Origin of the sequence: Prauserella cavernicola (assembly GCF_016595675.1) — a bacterium.
Taxonomy (GTDB): Bacteria; Actinomycetota; Actinomycetes; order Mycobacteriales; family Pseudonocardiaceae; genus Prauserella_A; species Prauserella_A cavernicola.
In genome coordinates, this window is record NZ_JAENJH010000003.1 from 577794 (window position 1) to 599220 (window position 21427).

24 protein-coding genes are annotated in these 21427 nt (G+C 70.2%); 18 read left to right on the top strand and 6 right to left on the bottom strand.

Annotation, left to right across the window (positions count from 1 at the left end; all coding sequences use genetic code 11):
* Nucleotides 1-23: 23 nt before the first annotated feature.
* Genes ehuC through JHE00_RS16095 form a run of 4 tightly spaced genes read left to right on the top strand, consistent with a single transcriptional unit; the run spans nucleotide 24 to nucleotide 2952 of the window.
* Nucleotides 24-695 carry an ectoine/hydroxyectoine ABC transporter permease subunit EhuC gene (gene ehuC, locus JHE00_RS16080; RefSeq protein WP_230424183.1) on the top strand — a complete coding sequence of 224 codons (672 nt, stop codon included), beginning with the start codon at nucleotides 24-26 and terminating at the stop codon, nucleotides 693-695.
* A complete protein-coding gene (gene ehuD, locus JHE00_RS16085) occupies nucleotides 692-1351 on the top strand; it encodes an ectoine/hydroxyectoine ABC transporter permease subunit EhuD (protein WP_200318861.1) in 660 nt (219 codons plus the stop codon). Before ehuC ends, ehuD begins: the two co-directional genes overlap by 4 nt.
* 19 nt (nucleotides 1352-1370) lie before the next feature.
* Complete coding sequence (ehuA, locus tag JHE00_RS16090; RefSeq protein WP_230424187.1) at nucleotides 1371-2156, top strand: ectoine/hydroxyectoine ABC transporter ATP-binding protein EhuA; 786 nt, start codon at nucleotides 1371-1373, stop codon at nucleotides 2154-2156.
* A gap of 22 nt (nucleotides 2157-2178) precedes the next feature.
* On the top strand, nucleotides 2179-2952 hold the full coding sequence (locus tag JHE00_RS16095; protein WP_200318862.1) for an enoyl-CoA hydratase-related protein: 774 nt from the start codon (nucleotides 2179-2181) through the stop codon (nucleotides 2950-2952).
* A 72-nt stretch (nucleotides 2953-3024) separates the two neighbouring features.
* Here the strand turns inward: JHE00_RS16095 and JHE00_RS16100 are convergent, their stop codons facing one another.
* Complete coding sequence (locus JHE00_RS16100) at nucleotides 3025-3567, bottom strand: NUDIX domain-containing protein (protein ID WP_200318863.1); 543 nt, start codon at nucleotides 3565-3567, stop codon at nucleotides 3025-3027.
* Between the two features lie 35 nt (nucleotides 3568-3602).
* Here JHE00_RS16100 and nucS point away from each other — a divergent pair, with 35 nt between their 5' ends.
* The 7 genes from nucS (at nucleotide 3603) to dhaM (ending at nucleotide 9830) form a co-directional block, all read left to right on the top strand.
* The gene (gene nucS, locus JHE00_RS16105) at nucleotides 3603-4262 is read left to right on the top strand and encodes an endonuclease NucS (protein ID WP_200318864.1); all 660 of its coding nucleotides are present in this window, start codon (nucleotides 3603-3605) and stop codon (nucleotides 4260-4262) included.
* A 155-nt stretch (nucleotides 4263-4417) separates the two neighbouring features.
* Nucleotides 4418-6118 carry a sodium:solute symporter family protein gene (locus tag JHE00_RS16110; RefSeq protein WP_200318865.1) on the top strand — a complete coding sequence of 567 codons (1701 nt, stop codon included), beginning with the start codon at nucleotides 4418-4420 and terminating at the stop codon, nucleotides 6116-6118.
* Nucleotides 6119-6130: 12 nt separating this feature from the next.
* Nucleotides 6131-6418: a hypothetical protein gene (locus JHE00_RS16115; protein ID WP_200318866.1), complete on the top strand. Its 288-nt coding sequence runs from the start codon at nucleotides 6131-6133 to the stop codon at nucleotides 6416-6418.
* A gap of 50 nt (nucleotides 6419-6468) precedes the next feature.
* Nucleotides 6469-7452 carry a hypothetical protein gene (locus JHE00_RS16120; RefSeq protein WP_200318867.1) on the top strand — a complete coding sequence of 328 codons (984 nt, stop codon included), beginning with the start codon at nucleotides 6469-6471 and terminating at the stop codon, nucleotides 7450-7452.
* An 82-nt stretch (nucleotides 7453-7534) separates the two neighbouring features.
* Entirely contained in the window at nucleotides 7535-8536 is a 1002-nt protein-coding gene (dhaK, locus tag JHE00_RS16125) for a dihydroxyacetone kinase subunit DhaK (RefSeq protein WP_200318868.1), read from the top strand.
* The gene (gene dhaL / locus JHE00_RS16130) at nucleotides 8536-9159 is read left to right on the top strand and encodes a dihydroxyacetone kinase subunit DhaL (protein ID WP_200318869.1); all 624 of its coding nucleotides are present in this window, start codon (nucleotides 8536-8538) and stop codon (nucleotides 9157-9159) included. The genes dhaK and dhaL overlap by 1 nt, the downstream gene beginning before the upstream one ends.
* A complete protein-coding gene (dhaM, locus tag JHE00_RS16135) occupies nucleotides 9156-9830 on the top strand; it encodes a dihydroxyacetone kinase phosphoryl donor subunit DhaM (RefSeq protein WP_200318870.1) in 675 nt (224 codons plus the stop codon). The genes dhaL and dhaM overlap by 4 nt, the downstream gene beginning before the upstream one ends.
* 18 nt (nucleotides 9831-9848) lie before the next feature.
* Here the strand turns inward: dhaM and JHE00_RS16140 are convergent, their stop codons facing one another.
* A complete protein-coding gene (locus JHE00_RS16140) occupies nucleotides 9849-10064 on the bottom strand; it encodes an FmdB family zinc ribbon protein (protein ID WP_200318871.1) in 216 nt (71 codons plus the stop codon).
* Between the two features lie 45 nt (nucleotides 10065-10109).
* Here JHE00_RS16140 and JHE00_RS16145 point away from each other — a divergent pair, with 45 nt between their 5' ends.
* Nucleotides 10110-11243 carry an alkaline phosphatase family protein gene (locus JHE00_RS16145; RefSeq protein ID WP_200318872.1) on the top strand — a complete coding sequence of 378 codons (1134 nt, stop codon included), beginning with the start codon at nucleotides 10110-10112 and terminating at the stop codon, nucleotides 11241-11243.
* Between the two features lie 475 nt (nucleotides 11244-11718).
* A complete protein-coding gene (locus tag JHE00_RS16150; protein ID WP_200318873.1) occupies nucleotides 11719-12006 on the top strand; it encodes an Rv1322 family protein in 288 nt (95 codons plus the stop codon).
* Nucleotides 12007-12087: 81 nt separating this feature from the next.
* Here the strand turns inward: JHE00_RS16150 and JHE00_RS16155 are convergent, their stop codons facing one another.
* Nucleotides 12088-12600: a GNAT family N-acetyltransferase gene (locus tag JHE00_RS16155; protein ID WP_200318874.1), complete on the bottom strand. Its 513-nt coding sequence runs from the start codon at nucleotides 12598-12600 to the stop codon at nucleotides 12088-12090.
* 38 nt (nucleotides 12601-12638) lie between these two features.
* Between JHE00_RS16155 and JHE00_RS16160 the strand changes: the two genes are divergently transcribed.
* Complete coding sequence (locus JHE00_RS16160) at nucleotides 12639-13397, top strand: alpha/beta fold hydrolase (protein ID WP_200318875.1); 759 nt, start codon at nucleotides 12639-12641, stop codon at nucleotides 13395-13397.
* Here the strand turns inward: JHE00_RS16160 and JHE00_RS16165 are convergent.
* Nucleotides 13385-14230, bottom strand: coding sequence for a phosphotransferase family protein (locus JHE00_RS16165; protein ID WP_307831962.1), 846 nt, complete (start codon nucleotides 14228-14230; stop codon nucleotides 13385-13387). The genes JHE00_RS16160 and JHE00_RS16165 overlap by 13 nt on opposite strands.
* Before the next feature lie 124 nt (nucleotides 14231-14354).
* Between JHE00_RS16165 and ctaD the strand changes: the two genes are divergently transcribed.
* The 3 genes from ctaD to JHE00_RS16180 are packed head-to-tail and all read left to right on the top strand — an operon-like array spanning nucleotide 14355 to nucleotide 18120.
* The gene (gene ctaD / locus JHE00_RS16170; RefSeq protein WP_200318876.1) at nucleotides 14355-16139 is read left to right on the top strand and encodes an aa3-type cytochrome oxidase subunit I; all 1785 of its coding nucleotides are present in this window, start codon (nucleotides 14355-14357) and stop codon (nucleotides 16137-16139) included.
* Entirely contained in the window at nucleotides 16136-17365 is a 1230-nt protein-coding gene (gene serB, locus JHE00_RS16175; RefSeq protein WP_200318877.1) for a phosphoserine phosphatase SerB, read from the top strand. Before ctaD ends, serB begins: the two co-directional genes overlap by 4 nt.
* Nucleotides 17362-18120 carry a peptidyl-tRNA hydrolase gene (locus JHE00_RS16180; RefSeq protein WP_200318878.1) on the top strand — a complete coding sequence of 253 codons (759 nt, stop codon included), beginning with the start codon at nucleotides 17362-17364 and terminating at the stop codon, nucleotides 18118-18120. The genes serB and JHE00_RS16180 overlap by 4 nt, the downstream gene beginning before the upstream one ends.
* Before the next feature lie 4 nt (nucleotides 18121-18124).
* Here JHE00_RS16180 and JHE00_RS16185 read toward each other — a convergent pair whose 3' ends face one another.
* Both JHE00_RS16185 and JHE00_RS16190 read right to left on the bottom strand, forming a co-directional pair.
* Nucleotides 18125-18502 (bottom strand): hypothetical protein, encoded by a 378-nt coding sequence (locus JHE00_RS16185; RefSeq protein WP_372440455.1) that lies wholly within the window; start codon nucleotides 18500-18502, stop codon nucleotides 18125-18127.
* Nucleotides 18503-18525: 23 nt separating this feature from the next.
* Entirely contained in the window at nucleotides 18526-20577 is a 2052-nt protein-coding gene (locus tag JHE00_RS16190) for an ATP-dependent DNA helicase (RefSeq protein ID WP_200318879.1), read from the bottom strand.
* A gap of 199 nt (nucleotides 20578-20776) precedes the next feature.
* Between JHE00_RS16190 and JHE00_RS16195 the strand changes: the two genes are divergently transcribed.
* On the top strand, nucleotides 20777-21427 hold the full coding sequence (locus JHE00_RS16195; protein ID WP_230424189.1) for a choice-of-anchor P family protein: 651 nt from the start codon (nucleotides 20777-20779) through the stop codon (nucleotides 21425-21427).

Consider the following 21427-nt stretch of genomic DNA (forward strand, 5'->3'; position numbering starts at 1 on the left):
GGGCGAGAATGTCATCGGGCTTGATGTCCTTCATCTGGGAGGGACTGGCCAACACCCTCCTGCTCACCGTCTTCGGTGCTCTGCTGGGGCTCGTCTTCGCGTTCATCGCGGGGCTAGGGCGCTCGAGCGAGCGCAAGTGGGTCCGCGGGATCGCGATGGTCTACACGGAGGTGTTCCGTGGATTCCCCTCGCTGGTCCTGCTGTTCGTACTGATCTTCATCATCCCGACGTTCGGCTTCCAGCTGAACCCGTTGATCGCCGGCATCCTGGCGCTCGCACTCAACATCGGTGCCTATGCGGCCGAGGTGGTGCGAGGTGCGGTCAAGGCCGTGCCTCCCGGCCAGCTCGAGGCCGCGATCGCGCTGAACTTCACGCCCGTGCAGCGACTGCGCAAGGTGATCCTGCCCCAGGCGGTCGTCGCGATGATCCCGCCGTTCACCAACAACCTGATCGAGCTGCTCAAAGCGACCTCACTCGTGTCGCTGGTCTACATCTCCGACTTCACGTTCGCCGCGCAGCTCATTCGCGCGTCGACGGGCGAGACCGCGCTGGTGTTCTTCGGACTGCTGGTCGGTTACGGCATCATCGCGCTGGTCTTCACGACGGCGATGAAGCTGCTCGAGCGCATGGCCGCCCGCTCGCTGGGCCGGACCGTGCCGTCGGGGCTGTTCGGGCGTAAGGAGGTCGCGGCGTGAATTTCGAGTGGAGCGGCGTGTGGGACGCGATGCCCACCATGCTCGACGGCTTGCTCGTCGCGCTCACCGCCACCGGCATCGGCTACGTGATCGCACTGGTGCTCGGCCTGGTCTTCGCGTTCATGCGGCGCAGCGAAAGCCGCTGGATCAGCATGCCCGTGGGCTTCCTGGTCGAGTTCATCCGTTCGACCCCGTTGCTCGTGCAGCTCTTTTTCTTCTTCTACGTGCTGCCGTTGATCGGGATCAGCGTCTCGCCGCTGGCGACCGGCGCGTTCGCGCTCGGCCTGCACTATGCGACCTACACCTCCGAGGTGTATCGCGCGGGCATCGACGGGGTTCCGCAGGGACAGTGGGAGGCGTCCACCGCGCTCAACCTGTCGACGCGGCGCACGTGGACCAACGTGATCCTGCCGCAGGCCATCCCGCGCGTGGTCCCCGCGCTCGGCAACTACGTCATCGCGATGTTCAAGGACACCCCGCAGCTACTGGCGATCACGGTGGTGGAGATGCTCGGCGGAGCCATCGCGATCGGCTCCGAGACCTTCCGGTACTCCGAACCGATCGCCGCTGCCGGACTGGTGTACCTCGTCGTCGCACTGCTGATGGCCTGGGTCGCTCGCATGGTCGAGCGCCGCTATGGCCAGGTCCGCGTCTGATTGCTAGAGAGGAACGACCTTGACCACCACCAATGGTGAGTTCATCACGTTCGACGGGGTGCACAAGAGCTTCGGCAAGAACGTGGTGCTCGACGACCTGCACTTCTCGGTCGGCGCGGGGGAGCGGGTCACGCTGATCGGGCCCAGTGGCTCCGGCAAGACCACGATCCTGCGGATGCTGATGACGCTGACCCGGCCCGACCGGGGCACGATCAGCGTCGACGGCGACTACCTGTACCACGAGAAGAGCGGCGACCAGCTCGTTCCTGCGAGCGAGGCGCACATCCGCAAGGTGCGCAGCCGGATCACGATGGTGTTCCAGCACTTCAACCTGTTCCCCAACATGAAGGTGCTGCGCAACGTCACCGAGGCGCCGATCCACGTGCTCGGCACGCCGAAGGACGAGGCGGAGGCCAAGGGCAAGGAACTGCTCGAGCTGGTCGGGCTCGGCGACAAGCTCAACGCCCACCCCTCGCAGCTCTCCGGTGGGCAGCAGCAGCGAGTGGCGATCGCGCGGGCGCTGGCCGTCGACCCCGACGTGCTGCTGCTCGACGAGGTCACCTCGGCGCTCGACCCCGAGATCGCGGCCGAGGTGCTGGACGTCCTGCGTGACATCGCGAAGTCCACGGACGTGACGATGCTGCTCGTCACCCACGCGATGAAGTTCGCTCGCGACGTCTCGCACCGGGTGCTGATGTTCAACGAGGGCAAGATCATCGAGGACGCCTCGCCGGAACAGCTGTTCAACGAACCCGAACACGATCGCACAAAGAGCTTCCTGCGCTCGGTCATCGACGAGTCCTGACGGGCGGCGTTACGGTCAGGAGATGGGCGAGTACGAACATCTCCTGACCAAGCGCGAGGGCGACACGGTCACGATCACGATGAACCGGGCGTCCCGGCGTAACTCTCTGTCCGAGGACCATCTCGTCGAACTCGTGACCGCGTTCGAAGAGGCGGGCTCGTCCGACGCGACCGGCATCGTGCTCGCGGGCGCGGGGCCGGTCTTCTCGGCGGGCCACGACTTCGGCGACGTGGCCGCCCGTGACCTCATGGGCGTGCGCGACCTGCTGCGCGTGTGCACCGATCTCATGCAGACGATGCACGCGGTGCCGCAGGTCGTGCTCGCGCGCGTGCACGGTCTCGCCACGGCGGCGGGATGCCAGCTCGTGGCGTCGTGCGACCTCGCGGTGGCCGCCGAGTCGGCCGGCTTCGCGCTGCCCGGCGGCAAGGGCGGCTGGTTCTGCCACACCCCCGCGGTGCCGGTGGCGCGCTCGGTGGGCCGCAAGCGGCTGATGGAGATGGCACTGACCGGCGACGTGGTGGATGCGGCCACGGCACTGGACTGGGGTCTGGTCAACCGGGTCGTGCCCGATGCCGAGCTCGATGACGCCGTCGCGGAGCTGCTCGGCCGCGCGACGCGGGGGAGCAGGGCGTCGAAGGCGATGGGCAAGCAGACGCTCTACGCCCAGCTCGACCGTCCGGAGGACGACGCGTACGCGATCGCGATCGAGGTGATGGCGAGCGCCTCGCAGCTGCCGGGAGCCCGTGAGGGCATGGCGGCGTTCCTGGAGAAGCGCAAGCCGGACTGGCGCGACTGAGCCCGGGCCAGCCGGATGCGGTGAAGGGCACCTTTACCGCATCCAACGCGGTAAAGGTGCCCTTCACCGCGGTCAGGCCCGGCGTTCGTGGAGGAGCAGGAGCGCGTAGGCGGCCAGCGACTGGGCGTCGGTGATCTCCCCGCTGCCGATTAGCTTCTCGAACTCGGCCCTGGAGAAGGACGCCATGCGCATGTCCTGTTCCTCGTGCTCACGCTCGTGCCTGCCCTCGCGCAGCTCGGTCGCGAGGTAGGCGGTGCCGCGCTGGCTCGACATACCCGCCGCGACGTCGAGCACGCCGAGCTCGATCATCGACCCGGCCTCGAGCCCGGTCTCCTCGCGCAGCTCGCGCGCGGCCAGCTCCAAGGGGTCGGTCTCGACCTGGCCCGGAGCGGTGCCCTGCGGGAACTCCCACCGGCGCAGGCCGAGCGGGTAGCGGAACTGTTCCACCAGGTGGAGACGGTCGCCGTCCAGGGGAATGATCAGGGCGTAGTGCGGTTTGTCGACCACGCCGTAGATGCCGTCGGAGCCGTCCGGCCTGCGGATGGCGTCCTCGCGAACGGTCATCCAGTCGTTGCGGTACACCTCGCGGCTCGACACGCGCTGTATGGGGTCCACGATCCCAGTCTGCCAAGTCCCTTAATCTCTCCCGGGTGCGCTTGGTAATCGCCCGGTGCCAGGTCGACTACGCCGGCCGGCTCACCGCCCACCTGCCCATGGCCACGCGGCTGCTGCTCGTCAAGTCCGACGGGTCCGTGTCGGTCCACTCCGACGACCGCGCCTACAAGCCGCTGAACTGGATGAGCCCGCCGTGCTGGCTCATCGAGGACGGCAACCTCTGGATCGTGGAGAACAAGGCGGGCGAGAAGCTCGTCATCACGATCGAGTCCGTGCTCGACGAGATGAAGCACGACCTCGGCGCAGAGCCGGGCCTGGTCAAGGACGGCGTCGAGTCGCACCTGCAGGAGCTGCTCGCCGAGCACATCACGACGCTGGGCGAGGGCTACTCGCTCGTGCGCCGCGAGTACCCGACCGCGATCGGGCCCGTCGACATCCTCGCGCGCGACGCGGGGGGAGCCGCCGTGGCCGTGGAGATCAAGCGGCGCGGCGAGATCGACGGGGTCGAGCAGCTGACGCGCTACCTCGAGCTGCTCAACCGCGACCCGCTGCTCGCTCCGGTGCAGGGCGTGTTCGCCGCGCAGCAGATCAAACCGCAGGCCCGTACGCTCGCCGAGGACCGGGGCATCCGCTGTCTCACGCTGGACTACGACGCACTGCGGGGCATCGAGTCCGACGAGTTCCGCCTGTTCTAGGTCTGCCCCGGCGCCAGCTCGGGGAGTCAAACAGTCACTAACCCATGCCGATTTGAGGTGTGGCATTCACTTGGGTGAAATCGTGCGGTAATGTGCGCGCGCAGGTTGATCCCTGATGAATCTTGTTGACTGATGTTGATTCCGGAGGTGGGCTGGTGACCGTCCTCGCCCAGGCGGATCTGCGGCTCGACGCGAACGCGATCGATTACTTACTCCTGGCGTTCTACTTCTTCGTAGTCCTCGGGATCGGCTACCTGGCTCGAAAGCAGGTGTCGACGAGCCTCGACTTCTTCCTCTCCGGCAGGTCACTGCCGGCGTGGGTCACCGGGCTCGCGTTCATCGCGGCCAACCTCGGTGCCATCGAGGTCATGGGTATGTCGGCCAACGGCGCCGAGTACGGCCTGCCGACCGCGCACTACTTCTGGATCGGCGCCGTACCCGCGATGCTGTTCCTCGGCATCGTGATGATGCCGTTCTACTACGGCTCGAAGGTGCGCAGCGTCCCCGAGTTCATGCTCCGACGCTTCGGCAAACCCGCGCACCTGGTGAACGGGATCAGCTTCGCGGCGGCCCAGATCCTCATCGCGGGCGCCAACCTCTTCCTGCTCGCGAGCGTCGTGAACCTGCTGCTCGGCTGGCCCATCTGGGTCTCGGTGATCCTCGCGGCCGTGATCGTGCTGTCGTACACGGCGCTCGGCGGCCTCTCCGCCGCGATCTACAACGAGGTGCTCCAGTTCTTCGTCATCGTGGCGGCGCTGCTGCCGCTGACGATCGTCGGCCTCTACAAGGTCGGCGGCTGGGACGGCCTCGTCGACAAGGTCGCCGGCGGCCCCGGCGGAGCCGAGCAGCTCAGCTCCTGGCCCGGTAACCAGCTGACCGGCTTCGGCGACAACTTCCTGTCGGTGCTCGGCCTCGTGTTCGGTCTCGGCTTCGTGCTGTCCTTCGGCTACTGGACGACGAACTTCGTCGAGGTGCAGCGCGCCATGGCGTCGAAGAGCATGTCCGCCGCGCGGCGCACCCCGATCATCGGTGCCTTCCCGAAGATCCTCATGCCCTTCATCGTGATCATCCCCGGCATGATCGCCGGCGTCACGGTCACCGAACTCCAGGGTGAGAACAAGGCCGCGCTGATGGCGGGCGACGGCGCGGAGAGCGGGGCGACGTTCAACGACGCACTGCTGTTGCTCATGCGAGATCTGTTGCCCAACGGCATGCTCGGCATCGCCATCGCCGGTCTGCTCGCCTCGTTCATGGCCGGTATGGCCGCGAACCTCAGCTCGTTCAACACGGTGTTCACGTACGACATCTGGCAGGCCTACATCAAGAAGGGCGAGTCGGACGAGTACTACCTGCGCACCGGCCGGACGGTGACGGCGATCGCGACCGTGCTCGCGATCGGCACCGCGTTCATCGCGTCCACCTACAGCAACCTGATGGACTACCTGCAGCAGCTGTTCTCGTTCTTCAACGCGCCGCTGTTCGCCACGTTCATCCTCGGTATGTTCTGGAAGCGGATGACGCCGACGGCCGGTTGGACCGGTCTCGTCAGCGGTACCCTCGCCGCGCTGGGCGTGTTCGCACTCGCCGAGACCGGGGTGTGGGACCTGCCCGGCCAGGGTGCCTCGTTCGTCGGCGCCGGTGCGGCGTTCGCGGTCGACATCGTCGTGAGTGTCGTGGTCACCTACATGACCCAGCCCAAGCCCGCGCCGCAGCTCGTGGGCCTGGTCTACTCGATGACGCCCAAGGAGCGGCTCAAGCATGCGACCACTGGCGACGACGCGGGCTGGTACCGCAGCCCCGGTCTGCTCGCCGGAATAGCCCTGGTCATCACCATCGTGCTGAACTTCATCTTCTAGGAGGCGTGGACCATGGCAGACGAGTCGCGCTCGCGCAGCGCTGGCGTATTCGACATCCGGCTGATCATCGCGCTGCTCATGGGTGTGTACGGCGCGGTGCTCACGGTGCTCGGCATCGGGTTCACCACCGACGAGGACATGGCCAAGTCCGCGGACATCAACATCAACCTGTGGGCGGGGCTGGCCATGCTCGTGTTCGCGGGTGTGTTCGTGCTGTGGGCGCAGCTGCGCCCGCTCACGGTCCCGGACAACGTCGAGTCGGACGCCACCGAGGAGGAGGCCGTGGAACCGGGGCACTAGAAACCCAGGTTCCGTGCACGCGGCATGTGCGCTCCGGCTAACGTGCACCCGTGGTGAATAGTGGCTCCCGCCGTGCGGCGTTCGTGGTCGGCATCGTCCTTCTCGGACTCGTCGGTGGTTGCGCGGGAGAGGACCTGTCCCGCTCCAACTACCAGCGGACGACCGTGACCGCCGAGGCGGGCAGCGGGCAGGTCCCGACCGGGCCGATCACCGATCCCACCGTGTCGCTCTCGGCCCTGCGGGCGGTGGACCCGTGCGCGCTGCTCTCCGACGACATCGTCGGCGCGCTCGGCACGGTGGCCGACGATCCGTACGAGTCGGAGTGGGGCTCGTGCAGCGTGGACGTCGAGGACGCGGGCGGCAAGACCATCGAGCTCGGGGTGGACCTCGGGGACTCGCCGATGAGTCCCGAGGCCACCGGCGTGATCGAGGACCTGCCACTGACCGAGACCAAGATCGACGACGTCACCTGCTACGTCACCGCGATCACCTCGACCGAGCCCGCGCTCGGCGTGACCGTGCAGGTCGGCTACCAGGGCGGCAACCCCTGCGACGTCGGGTTCACGACGCTGCAGAAGGTGGTCCAGTCGCTGCGCGCCGACCCGGTGACCTACGACGTGCCGGCGGGATCGCTGCTGGAGGCCGATCCGTGCGAGAGCGCCGACGAGGGCGCGCTGTCCTCCGCGCTCGGCGGTGAGGCCAGCCGCAGGCCGATGGGTCTGCACGAGTGCGACCTCCAGACTGACTCCGACCCGACGATCAGCGTGCGCTTCCGGGAGGGCTACGCGCCGGACACGAGCGACGGCGGGACCGAGGTCGACCTCGGCGGCGGGGTCAAGGGCATCCAGGAGAAGGGCACCACCGACATCGGCGAGTGCAGCGTCCGGTGGGTGCACCTCGCAGGCGAGGAGGACGCCAACGAGCTCGCCACGGTGAACTACTACGACTACACCGACGGGGCCGACAAGGACGTCGCCTGCGCGGGCGCGCTCGAGGTCGCCAAGAGCGTCGCGCCGAACCTGCCCGGCGCGTAGGTCTTTCGCCACTTGGCGGAAACGGACCCCGGACGGCTAGGTTGAACCTGCTACCCGCACATCGTTGTGGCTGGAGGTCCGCATGAAAAAGATCATCAACGATCCGGCGACCGTGGTCACCGAGTCACTCAGGGGACTCGAAGCGGCCCACTCCGACCTGCTCCGGGTCGGCTACGACCCCGACCACGTGGTGAGGGCCGACGCGCCGGTCGGCGGCAAGGTCGCGGTGATCTCCGGTGGTGGCTCGGGACACGAACCGCTGCACGGCGGGTTCGTCGGCACCGGCATGCTCCACGCCGCCGTTCCCGGCGCGGTGTTCACCTCCCCGACGCCCGACGGCGTACAGGCCGCGATCTCCGCGACCACCGGTGCCGCGGGCGCGCTGCTGATCGTCAAGAACTACACGGGCGACGTGCTCAACTTCGAGACCGCAGCCGAACTGGCCGCCGCGGAGGACCTCGACGTGCGCAGCGTCGTGATCGACGACGACGTCGCGGTGGCCGACTCCACGTTCACGGCCGGCAGGCGCGGTGTCGGGGGCACGGTGCTGCTCGAGAAGCTCACCGGCGCGGCCTCCGAGCGCGGCGACGGGCTCGACGCCGTGGAAGCGTTGGCGCGCAAGGTGATCGGTCAGGTCCGGTCCATCGGCGTCGCGCTGACGGCTCCCACCGTGCCGCACGTCGGGGAGCCCAGTTTTGAGCTGGCCGCCGACGAGATCGAGTTCGGCATCGGCATTCACGGTGAGCCGGGCCGCGAACGCGTCAAGGCCGAACCCGCGGACCAGCTCGTCGAGCGCCTGGTGGCCGCGGTGGTCGACGACCTGCCCTTCGCCGACGGTGACGAGGTGCTGCTGTTCACCAACTCGATGGGCGGGACCCCGCTGCTGGAGCTGTACCTCGCGCACGGCATCGCGGAGCGGGCGCTCGCCCAGCGGGGCATCCGCGTGACGCGCAGACTGGTGGGGCCGTACATCACGAGCCTCGAGATGCAGGGGATCAGCGTGACACTGTTGCGAATGGACGACGAGCTCACCGAACTCTGGGACGCTCCGGTGTGCACGCCCGCGTTGCGATGGGGGATGTGATGGGCTGCGGTGCAGCCGACGTCGCGAACCTGCTGCGGGCGGGTGCGGCCACCATCGCCGAGCACCGGGTCGAGCTGATCGACCTCGACCGGCCGATCGGCGACGCCGACCACGGCGAGAACCTCAACCGCGGCTTCGGCTTCGTGGTGTCCACGTTGGACACCGCGGTGCCGGAGACGCCGGGTGGGGTGCTCAAGCTCGCGGCGACGACACTGATCTCCAAGGTCGGCGGTGCGGCGGGTCCGTTGTACGGCACCGCGTTCCTGCGGGTGGCGACCACGCTCGGCGATCGGCCCGACCTGGATGCCTCGGCCGTGGTCGAGGCGCTGCGGGCGGCGCTCGCCGGAGTGGTGGCGCGCGGCAAGGCCGAGGTCGGCGACGCCACCATGGTCGACGCGCTGACTCCGGCCGTCGCCGCGGCCGAGGCCGCCGAGAACGACGGCATCGCCGCGCTCCTCTCGGCGGCCGCCGACGCCGCCGACCAGGGCGCCGAGTCCACCGAGCCGCTCATCGCGCGCAAGGGCAGGGCGTCCTATCTCGGCGAACGCAGCGTCGGGCACGTCGATCCCGGTGCGCGCTCCACGGCCCTGTTGTTGCGCGCCTTCGCCGAGGCGGCCCGATGAGGGTCGGTCTGGTGGTCGTGTCGCACAGTGCGCGCCTCGCGGAGGGCGTGGTCGAGCTGGCGGCACAGATGGCCCCCGACGTCACCGTGCTCGCGGCGGGTGGCCTGCCGGAGGGCGGGATCGGCACCGACTACGACTCGGTGGTCGCCGCCGTGCAGCGCGCGGACGCGGGCGCGGGAGTGGTGCTGCTCTACGACCTCGGCAGTGCACAGATGACCGCGGAGCTCGCCGTGGAGTCGCTGGCCGATCCCGGCGCCGCTGTGGTGGTGGACGCCCCGCTCGTGGAGGGTGCCGTGGCGGCCACGGTCGCCGCGCAGGGCGGCGCCGACCGCGCGGCGGTGGCCGAGGCGGCTGCCTCGGCCGGGGCGCCGCCGGGGACCGAGACCGCGGCGCAGGATGCCGGGGCGGCGCAGAGCACGACGCTGACGCTGCGCAACGACGTCGGCCTGCACGCCAGGCCCGCCGCACTGCTGGTGCGCAGCATCGCGGGACTCGACGCCGACGTGCGCATCCGGCTCGGCGAGGACGAGGCCGACGGGCACAGCGTGCTGGCGCTCATGTCGCTGGCCGCGCGCAAGGACGACACCATCGAGATCAGTGCGACGGGATCCCAGGCGGGGGAGGCCATCCGGCGCATCGAGGCGCTGGCCGAACGCGACTTCGACGAGTAGGGCGGGGCGGCCGCGTCGCTAGCCGCAGCACCCGCCGCCGCAGCAGCCACCGCCACCTCCGCCGCCCGCGGGCACGGGCGTGCTCGCCGATCCGGTGAGGGCCACCGTGGTGAGCAGCTTGACCGTGTTCGCGTGGCCGTCGGGGCAGCTCGCGGGCGCGCTCGACTCGCTCATCGGCCGGTTGAGCTCGAACGTCGAGGTGCATTCCCGGCAGCGGTAGGCGTAGGTCGGCATGTCGTCGATTATCGCCCTCCGCCTCGCGGGTGGGAAGCTGGACCGGTGGATCTTCCCGTCATCGACCACGACGTCGCGCACCTGAGCCAGGTCACCCCGTCGCTGCTCGCCGCGCTCGGCGTCCCGGAGTTCGCGGGCTCGCTGGGGCTGCCGGAGGTCTCGCGCGCGTGCGTGCTGCTCATCGACGGACTGGGCTGGGACCTGCTCGACGCCCACGCCTCCGACGCGCCCGTGCTCAGCGAGCTGCGCAGCAGGCCGCTGCGGGTCGGTTACCCGGCCACGACGGTCGCCGGGCTCGCCGCGATCGGCACGGGCGTGGCCTCCGGAGAACACGGCATGGCTGGCTACACCTTCGAACTGCCCGGCGTCGGCGTGCTCAACGCGCTGCGCTGGTGTCTGCACCCGGGCGGGGCCGACCTGCGCGAGGAGCTGCCGGCCGAGCGCGTGCAGCCGCTGCCGACGACGTTCGCCCGCGCCGAGGCCGACGGCGTCGACACGAGCGTGGTGTCGTCGGCGATGTACGCCGACACGGCGCTGACGCGAGCGGTGCTGCGCGGCGGTCGCTACGTCGGCGTGCACGCGCTCGGGGATCTCGCGGCGGCCACGCTCGACGCGCTGCGCCCGGCTCGGGCGTTCTGCTACGCCTACCACAGCGAACTCGACATGCTGGGTCATCTCCACGGCCCCGGCTCGCAGGCCTGGCGCATGCAGCTCGGCCAGGTCGACCGGCTCGTCGAGTCCATCGTGGACCGGTTGCCCCCGGACTCCGTGCTCGCCGTGGTCGCCGACCACGGCATGGTGCGGCTCGACGAGACCACCGTCGACCTCGACGCGGTGCCCGAGCTCGCCGACGGTGTCCGCGCGCTGGCGGGAGAGGCGAGAGCCCGGCACGTCCACACCGAGGACGGCGCGACACCGCACGTACTCGCAGCCTGGCGCGAGACGCTCGGAGACCGGGCGTGGGTCGTGGCGCGTGACGAGGCGATCGAGCACGGCTGGTTCGGCCCGCGCGTCGCCGACCACGTCCGCCCGCGCATCGGCGACGTCGTGGCCGCGGCCAGGGGCAACACGGGCTTGCTGCGGCGCACGGCCGAGCCCATGGAGTCGGGGCTGGTCGGGCACCACGGCTCGTTCACGAGCGCGGAGCAGCTCGTGCCGCTGGCACTGGCCTTCGGCTGACGCCGCTTTGCCCCGCTGCGGGCGCGGGTCGTGGCCGATGCCGCTTGACCGATGGCTGGCGTGGCTGTCGGGCGGCGTCCGGTTCGTGCCTTGGGTCGGATGGCGGCCGCTGTCTCCTGGCCTGCGCACGGTTGCGCGGGTGGTGGCCGATGCCGCATGACCGATGCCTGGCTTGGCTGCCGGGCGGTTCCGATCCGTTCCTTCTGCCGGATGGCGGACCCGCGCAAGGGGCGCGCGAATCGTGGCCGATGCCGAATGACGGGCGCCCTGCTCGGCTGTCGGGCGGCGTCCGGTTCGTGCCTTGCGTCGGATGGCGGCCGCTGTCGCCCGACCCACGCAAGGGGCGCGCCTGCTCGTCTGGCCCGGCCGACGCCGCCGGGCCCGCGAGTCACGCGCTCCCACGACCCGGGATCCGGGGCGACCGTGCCTTCGGCCGCTCCGCCGGAAATCGCGCGGCACCGTTACCGTGGCGCACATGCCCCGACGCAACCGCCAGCGGCGCGACCTGCCCGCGCTCGGCGCCTCCACCGGCTGGGCACAGGCGGAATCGGCGGACGACGGGGACTGGCTGGTGCGCACAGTCCCGGGATCGCAGGCCACCAAGACCTACCGGTGCCCCGGCTGCGACCACGAGATCCAGCCCGGTGTCGCGCACGTCGTGGCCTGGCCGGCCGACGAGACCGGATCGGTCGCCGACCGGCGGCACTGGCACCGCTCGTGCTGGCAGGCCAGGGCGAGGCGCAGACCGACCCGGCGCCACTGACGCACCCCGAACCGGGCGTCACCAGCACGCCACAGGCCGAGTGACCGGCCTGAGTTGTCCGGCTCCGGGCGATCCCCGCGCTCACAGCCGGTTGCGGTAGTACTTCGCGGGCACCCCCTCGTAGTCGTCCTCCTTGTACTGGGTGAAGCCGAGCTTGCGGGCGACCCGCTGCGCGGGCACGTTGCCGACGTTGGTGACGATCACGACCGGTAGCCGCGGCAGCGCGCGCTCGGCCCAGCCGACGACCGCCCCCGCCATCTCCGGCGCGTAGCCCTTCCCCCAGGAGTCCGGGTGGAACCGGTAGTACAGGTTCAGGACCTCCTCCCCTTCGAGGTCCTTCGTCTGCACTCCCCCGACGCCGACGATCCCGCCGGAGCGGGCCTCCACCACCGCCACGTAGCCGAAACCGTGTTCGAGCCAGTGCCGATCCCACAGCGTGATCAGGGCACGAGCGTGCTCCGGCGTGGCTGGCCATTGGTCGTGCGGGTGGGTGGCCGGGTCCGACTGGATGCGCACGATCGAGGGCAGGTCGGCATCGCCGAAGCGGCGCAGGATCAGCCGCTCCGTCCGGATCTCGCCCAGCTCGACAGCCATGCGCTGAAGGTAGCGGCACCCTCCGACAGAATTCGGTCATGGCTGATCTCCCACTCGTGCTGCTGCACGCCTTCCCCGTCGACGCCCGGATGTGGAACGCCGTCCGCGAGCCGTTGGCCGCGCGGACGCGCCTCATCACGCCCGACCAGCGAGGACTCGGCCGCACTCCCTTGCCGGACTCGGACCGCGAGCCCAGCCTCGACGACGCCGCCCGCGACGTGCTCGCGCTGCTGGACAGGCTCGGGCTGGAGCGGGTGATCCTCGGCGGCTGCTCGATGGGCGGCTACGTGAGCCTCGCCGTGCTGCGGGCCGCGCCGGAGCGGGTCGGCGGCCTCGTGCTCGTCGACACCAAGGCCACGGCCGACACCGACGAGGCGAGGGCCAACCGCCTGGCCGTCGCCGAGCGGGCCGAGACCGAGGGCACCTCGGGCTGGCTCGCCGACGCGATGCTGCCCAACCTCCTCGCCGAGCAGACGCGCTCGGACAAGCCCGAGGTGGGCGCCACGGTGCGGGAGCTGATCCAGGCGCAGCCGCCAGAGGGCGTGGCGTGGGCGCAACGGGCGATGGCGACGCGGCCGGACTCCACGGACGCGCTGCGTGAGGCCGACGTGCCGACCCTCGTGGTGGTGGGCGAGCACGACGCCCTCACTCCGCCCGCCGCGGCCCGTGAGCTGGCCGAGGACGCGCGGCAGAGCACGCTCGCCGTCCTGCCCGGCGTCGGGCACCTGACGCCGCTGGAGGCTCCTGAGGGCCTCGCCACGGCGATCCTCGACTGGCTGCCGGGTCAGTCCAGGTAATCCGCGAGCGCCTGCCTGGCCTCAGGAGCGACGCCGGGAAAGCGTCGGGCGAGCACGAACCGCCAGCACACGCCGAACAGCGTCCGCAGTTCGCCGCAGGGCGCCAGTTCGGCCGCGGGCGGTGCACCGGGGTACGCGGCGAGTGCCTCGGCCCCGTCGAGCCGGGACGTTCCGGCGAGCACGGCGAGGTCCCACGCGAGCGGTCCGCGCCAGGTGTCCTCGAAGTCGGTCCAGCGAGGCCCGTCTGCCGTGAGCAGCAGGTTGCCGGGGTGGGCGTCGCCGTGCAGCGGCTGCACCGGCCCCGGCGCCCTGCCCAGCGCCCCGTCGAGTGCGTCGAGGCGAACGCGCAGCTCCGGCAGCGCGGCTCCGAGCTCGTCGGTGAGCAGGCCGAACATGCGACGCAGTTCCCCGACGGGACCGTCGCCGGGCAGCTCGCCCGGGTAGCCGCGCAGGGCCTCGTGCAGCTCCGCCAGCGAGCCCGCGACCTCGGCCGGAGCGGCCGTGGACCCTGGATCGTGACGGACGTAACGCCAGAAAGTCACCGGCAGGCCGCTGACCAGGTGCGGGCCGGGTGGAGGGTCGTCACTCGGCGGAATCACCGGGGCTCCGAGGTCGTCGAGGAACCCGGCCAGACGCACGTCGCGCGCCAGCCAGTTCGCCGCGTCAGGGCGGGTCAGCAGGGTCGTCGCGGGCACCCTCGCGACCACGTGCCCCAGCCTCACCAGCACGTTCGATCGATCGGCGAGCACGACGGGCTCGGCCGAGGTCAGCCCGAACGCGCGGCCCGCACCGACCGCCGCCGCCACCCCTCGGGTGACATCCGGATCCCGCACGGGCCGATCTTTGCAGGCGGCTGGCAAGGCCGGAATGGCTCCGGGCTACGATCCACCTAGCCAATGTGGGTCCCCCGCCCATGGCGACAGCAAGGATCACGGGGTTCAAGTGCAGGAGGCAGGAGTGACGGCCGTAGCCCCCAAGCCGATCGCGACGCGTCCATACCCGGCGCAAGAGTCGGCGAAGGGTTCGTACCTGCTGCGGTTGTTCCGCACGACGGACCACAAGCAAATCGGCATCATGTACCTGGTCACGTCGTTCGCCTTCTTCATGGTCGGCGGCGCGATGGCGATGCTCATCCGTACCGAGCTCGCCAGGCCGGGACAGCAGTTCCTGTCCCAGGAGCAGTACAACCAGCTCTTCACCATGCACGGCACGGTGATGCTGCTGCTGTACGCGACCCCGATCCTGTTCGGATTCGCGAACTACATCCTCCCGCTGCAGATCGGCTCGCCCGACGTGGCGTTCCCGAGGCTGAACGCGTTCTCGTACTGGCTGTACCTGTTCGGCGGGCTCATCGTGATCTCCGGCTTCCTGACGCCGGGTGGCGCCGCCGACTTCGGCTGGTTCGCCTACACCCCGCTGTCGGACGCGATCCACTCACCGGGAGCCGGCGCCGACCTCTGGATCGCCGGACTGCTCGTCTCTGGTCTCGGCACCATTCTCGGTGCCGTCAACATGATCACGACGATCGTCTGCCTGCGTGCTCCCGGCATGACGATGTACCGCATGCCGATCTTCACCTGGAACATCCTGGTGACGAGCCTGCTGATCCTGCTGGCGTTCCCGATCCTGACCGCCGCGCTCTTCGGGCTGATGGCCGACCGGCATATCGGTGCGCACGTGTTCGACCCCGCGAACGGCGGGGTGATCCTGTGGCAGCACCTGTTCTGGTTCTTCGGCCATCCGGAGGTCTATATCGTCGCGCTGCCGTTCTTCGGCATCGTGTCGGAGATCTTCCCGGTGTTCAGCCGCAAGCCGATCTTCGGCTACAAGGGCCTGGTGTGGGCCACGCTCGGTATCGCCGCCCTGTCCGTCGCCGTGTGGGCGCACCACATGTACGCGACCGGCGCCGTGCTGCTGCCGTTCTTCGCCTTCATGACCTTCCTGATCGCGGTGCCGACCGGCGTCAAGTTCTTCAACTGGATCGGCACGATGTGGAAGGGGCAGCTGAGCTTCGAGACGCCGATGCTCTTCTCGCTCGGCTTCATCGTCACGTTCCTCTTCGGTGGTCTGACGGGTGTGCTCCTGGCGGCGCCCGCCATCGACTTCCACGTGTCGGACAGCTACTTCGTGGTGGCGCACTTCCACTACGTGCTCTACGGAACGATCGTGTTCGCGACGTTCGCCGGCATCTACTTCTGGTTCCCGAAGATGACCGGCCGGATGATGGACGAGCCGCTCGGCAAGCTCCACTTCTGGACCACGTTCATCGGGTTCCACGCCACGTTCCTCGTGCAGCACTGGCTCGGTGCGGAGGGCATGCCGCGGCGCTACGCGGACTACCTCGTCACCGACGGCTTCACGACGCTGAACATGATCTCCACGATCGGTGCCTACGTGCTCGGTGCCTCGACGCTGCCGTTCATCTGGAACGTCTTCAAGAGCTACCGCTACGGCGAGGTCGTGACGGTCGACGACCCGTGGGGCTACGGCAACTCGCTCGAGTGGGCAACGACCTGCCCGCCGCCGAGGCACAACTTCACCGAGCTGCCCCGGATCCGGTCCGAGCGGCCCGCGTTCGAGATGCACTATCCGCACATGGTCGAGCGGATGCACAACGAGGGCCACATCTCGTTCACGGGTAAGGCGATCGCGCACTCGGAAGCCAAGTCCGCACCGTCCCAGGTGCTGACCGAGGCGGCGATGCCGGGTAAGCACGACAAGGACAACGCGAGCGAACAGTGAGTGCGACCCCTGTCCTGATCACCGCGACGGGGCCGGACAAGCCTGGCGTCTCGTCGGTCCTGTTCGCCGCACTCACCAGACACGGCGTCGAGGTCCTCGACGTCGAGCAGGTGGTGATCAGAGGGCAGCTCGTACTGGGTGTGCTCGTGGGCGTCGAAAGCGACCCCGAGGCGCTGCAGGAGGCCGTCGAGCAGGCGATGGCGTCGGTCTCCATGCACGTCGAGGTCCGCATCGGCTCGGCGATCGGCACTGATCCGTTCGCGCAGGGACGGCGGGGCTCCACCCACGTCCTGGTGCTGCTGGGCCGTCCCGTCACGGCGCGGGCCTTCACCGAGTTCGCGGGCAGGCTCGCCGCCGTGAACGCGAACATCGACAGCATCCGCAGCATCGCCGACTACCCGGTGACCGGACTCGAGGTCCACGCGTCCGTCGGCAAGGACACCCTCGAGGCCGACGCGCAGCTGCGCGCGATCCTCGCCGACGTCGGCTCGCGCGGCGGGCTGGACGTCTCGATCGAGCGGGCCGGACTGTCGCGCAAGGCCAAGCGGCTCGTCGTGTTCGACGTGGACTCCACCCTGATCCAGGGTGAGGTGATCGAGATGCTCGCCGCCTACGTGGGCGTCGAGCCGCAGGTTCGCGAGATCACCGAGGCCGCCATGCGTGGCGAGCTGAACTTCACGGAGTCGCTCGAACGCAGGGTCGCGCTGCTCGAAGGGCTGCCGGAGGCCGTCCTCGACGAGGTCGCCGACTCCATCGAGCTCACTCCCGGCGCGCGGACCACGGTGCGCACGCTCAAGCGGCTCGGCTTCCGCTGCGGCGTCGTCTCCGGCGGGTTCCTCCGGATCATCGATCGCATCGTTGAGGACCTCGGCCTGGACTTCGCCGCCGCCAACGAACTCGAGATCGTGGACGGCAAGCTCACGGGCCGCGTCACCGGCGACATCATCGACCGGGAGGGCAAGGCCGTCGCCCTGCGCCGGTTCGCCTCGGGCTACGGGATCCCGATCGGGCAGTGCGTCGCCGTCGGCGACGGTGCCAACGACATCGACATGCTCTCGGCCGCGGGCATGGGCATCGCCTTCAACGCGAAGCCCGCGCTGCGCGAGGTCGCCGACGCCGCGCTGTCGTACCCCTACCTCGACGCCGTGCTGTTCATGCTCGGCGTGACGCGGGCGGAGGTGGAGGCGGCCGACGCCGCCGACGGTCTTCCGCTCGTCCGGCCGTGACCTCGATACTCGAGCCCCTCTCCGCGCGCTACGCGTCGTGGCTGGGGTTGCCGGCCGAACAGACCGCGGAGCCGGAAGCCGCTCCTGGTGAGGTTCGCGCGATGCCCGTGGTGCTCCGCATGGAGCGCGCCGAACCGCCCTCCCGCACCCCGCTGCTGGAAGCCGCCGCGAGTACCGCGCTGGCCGTGTGCCTCGACGAGCGCGCCGCCGAGGGCGGGCCGTGGCACGAGGCCGTGAGCGCGTGGGTCGGCGGCCACATCCGCAAGGTCGCCAGGAGGGCGAGGGGCGCGCACTGGCAGGCCGTGCAGGAGCTGCCGGGCGTCACGGTGACCGTGGACGGCGCACAGGTGCGGGCGCTGCTGCCCGGCCGCGTGGCCGACCTGCCCAAGGAAGTCTCGCGCCTGCAGATCTCGGGTAGCGACCTGCCCGCCGACGAACCGGGTGAACCCGCCGCCGGTGAGCCGGTGCTGGTGCTGAACCCCGGCATCACGATGACGGTCGGCAAGGCGGCCGCACAGGTCGGGCACGGCACGATGCTGCTGGCTTCCCTGCTGGGCAAGGAAGAACTCGACCGCTGGCAGGAGCTCGGCTACCGGTGCGCGGTGCGCACGGCGACCGAGGCGCAGTGGGCCGAGCTGTACCCGCACGACCCGAAGGCGGCCTGGCGTGACCGCGAGGTGATCGCGGTACGCGACGCGGGGTTCACGGAGATCGCACCCGGCACCGTGACGTTGCTCGCGCAGTGGCGAGCCTGACCCGTCACGCGACCTGGTTGTCGGCCTTCCAGACCACGTAGGCCTCGTCGGCATCGGTGGTCATCGCCTCGACGAACTTGTCGTGGTCGAAGCCGGGCAGGGTCTGCAGCCGCTCGATGAGCGCGTTGGCGGCCGGGTCACCGCTGGGCACGGCGGTGCCGGTGCCGTCGGCCGCGGCCAGCATCAGGAAGACGTCTTCCTTCCACGGGCCCTCCGGGATGACTCTGACCACCACGGCCGTCAACTCGGACCAGGTGACGGATTCCTCGGTGCCATCGGCCAGCTGCCTGCGCACGCCGGTGTCGTCCACGCTGACCGACCGGGAATGTGCGCTGGATGAGTCGGGGAACAAGACCTCTCCCTTGCCTCGGGTTCCGTTCACCGTAGCGCCTTCACTCCGGACGGTCAGGACTGGGCGGCGGCGTCGAGCCTGCGCAAGGCATCCCTGGCGACCTTCGGGTCCTGGGTCGGCCACAGCGGTGGCAGTGAGGCGCGCAGGAAGCCGCCGTAGCGCGCGGTGGCGAGCCGCGAGTCCAGCACGGCGACCACGCCCTTGTCCGACACGGACCGGTGCAGCCGTCCCGTGCCCTGCGCCAGCAGCAGCGCCGCGTGCGTGGCCGCCACCGTGAGGAATCCGTTGCCGCCACGGGCCTCGATGGCGCGCTGACGCGCCGACGACACCGGATCGTCGGGCCGGGGGAACGGCAGCCGGTCGATGATCACCAGCTGCAGCGCCGGCCCCGGAACGTCCACGCCCTGCCACAGCGAGAGCGTGCCGAACAGGCACGTGCGCTCGTCGTCGGCGAACTTGCCGACCAGCAGCGACGTCGAGTCGTCGCCCTGGCACAGGATCGGGTGCCGCACGCGGTCGCGCAGTTCCTCGGTGGCCTGCTTGGCCGCGCGCATCGACGAGAACAACCCGAGCGTCCGGCCTCCTGCCGCGTCGATCAGCTCGGCGATCTCGTCGAGCGTGCGCTCGGCGAGCCCGTCGCGCCCGGGCGGCGGCAGCTGCTTGGCGACGTAGAGGATGCCGTGCTTGCGGTAGTCGAACGGCGAGCCGACGTCCAGTCCGCTCCACCGTGGACCGTCGTTGTCGGCCGGCGCGGGCTTGTCCGTGGCGGTGCCCTCGCTCTTGACCGTCGGTTTGGGTGAGGGAGGCAGGCCCCACTGCCGCGCGAGCGTGTCGAACGCTCCGCCGAGCGCCAGCGTGGCCGAGGTCAGCACCGTGGTGCTGCGCTTGAACACCCGCTCCCGCAACAACCCGCCCACCGACAGCGGAGCGACGTGCAGCGCGGGAGGGCGGGGCGAGGACGAGTACTGGTTGTTGGAGAGCCAGACGACGTCGGGCCGGTGCGCCTGGTCCTCGTCGAACGCGTCGAGCAGGCGCACCGACGTGTCGTGCACCTCGTCGAGCAGGGACCGGGCGAGCTTGCGCGCGGTCGCCTCCTCCACGTCCTCCTTGCGTTCGGAGCCCAGCGCGGTGAGACACGCGTGCGCGGCGTCGCGGACCACGGTCACCGCGCCGCCCAGCGGCGTCGGCAACGTGTCCATCCGGCCCGAGGGCAGGTCGTCGAGCACCAGTGCGAGGCCGTCGCCCGCCTCCAGCAGCCGGTCGGCGATGTCGGCGTCGATGAGCCTGCCGCAGCGGCGCGTGGCCGCGGAGATCATCGACGTGGTGAGTTCCGAGGTGGCCACGGACGTGACGCGGTCGACCAGCTCGTGCGCCTCGTCGATGATCACGAGTTCGTGCTCGGGCAGGACCTGGTACTCCTGCAGCGCGTCGATGGCCAGCAGTGCGTGGTTGGTGACCACGACGTCCGCCCTGCCCGCCTCACCCCGCGCGCGCTCGGCGAAGCAGTCGGTGCCGACGGGACAGCGCGCGACGCCGAGGCACTCGCGCGCGGTGACCGACACCTGCCGCCACGCCTGTTCCATGACGCCGGGTACGAGTTCGTCGCGGTCGCCGGTCTCGGTGTCGGACGACCATTCGTGCAGGCGCTTGACCTCCCTGCCGATGCGGGAGACGGCGAACGGGTCGAACAGGCCCGCGTCCTCGGGCTCCTCCGGCGCGCCGGTGTGCACGCGGTGCAGGCACAGGTAGTTGCGCCTGCCCTTGAGGATCGCGAACGTGGGTTCCCTGCCGAGCGGCTTCTTCAGCGCCCTGGCGAGCCGGGGCAGGTCGCGGTCGACGAGCTGGCGCTGCAGCGCGATGGTGGCCGTGGAGACCACGACCGTCGCCTCGGTCTCCACCGCGTGCCGGATCGCGGGCACGAGGTAGGCCAATGACTTTCCGGTGCCGGTGCCCGCCTGCACGGCCAGGTGCTCACCCGTGCGGATGGACTTGTCGACGGCCTCCGCCATCTGAACCTGGCCCTCGCGCTCTGCTCCGCCCACGGCCTCGACGGCGTGGGCGAGGAGGTCGCGGACGCTGGGGAGGGTGGAAACGTCGCCGGGCACGAGAACAGACGTTACCGGTCCCCACCGTCAGGATCGGGCACGGTCGGCCCGGCGGGCCCGCGTCGTGCCGCGAACGGAGCCGTCGCGCCGGCCACCGTGGTCACACGTGCGGGTGGTGTCCCCGGACGAGGGTCACGAGAGCGGGTGAGGGCGCCGATGTCGAGGGCGGATCAGTCCGCGATCTCGGGAGGAACGGCGCATGGTGAAGATCAACAAGGCGGCGGTGGTGGCCGTGCTGGCGACCGGCGTGCTCGCGGTGCCCGCGCAGGCGAACGCACAGACCCTGTCCACCGCGTCGGCCTCGCTCGGAGCGGCCGACCTCGTGGTCGGAGGCGTTCCCGCGCAGGCGGAGCCCATCGCCGAGTGCGACGTGGCGGGCCCCACCGAGGCCAACACCCGCGGCGTCGACATCGGCAGCAAGACCGAGTTCGGCAGGGGCGCCAGCACCTGCGAACGCGGCGACGACGGCGTCTCCACGGCCAGGGCCGACGGCCAGCGGTTCGAGACCGACCTGCTCAAGCAGTTCGGCGGCCCCACGATCCGCGTCCGCTCGTTCTCTGCCGAGTGCAGCACCACCGAGAACGGCAGCAGCGGCTACGTCGAGCTCGGCGGTGTCTCCGGCTTCACGCTGCCCGAGAGCATCCCGCCGAACCACAGCATCCTGGTCCCCGGCAACGACGCGGGTGACCCGCCGCTGGCCGAGATCGTGCTCAACGAGCTCACCGCGCCCACCCCGCCCGACGGCAGCCTCACGACGAACGCCCTGCACCTCAAGCTGTTCCCGGAAGGCGGCCCTGCCAGCGGCGACCTCTACGTCGGCACGGCCAGCTGCGACCCCTACGGCGGCTGA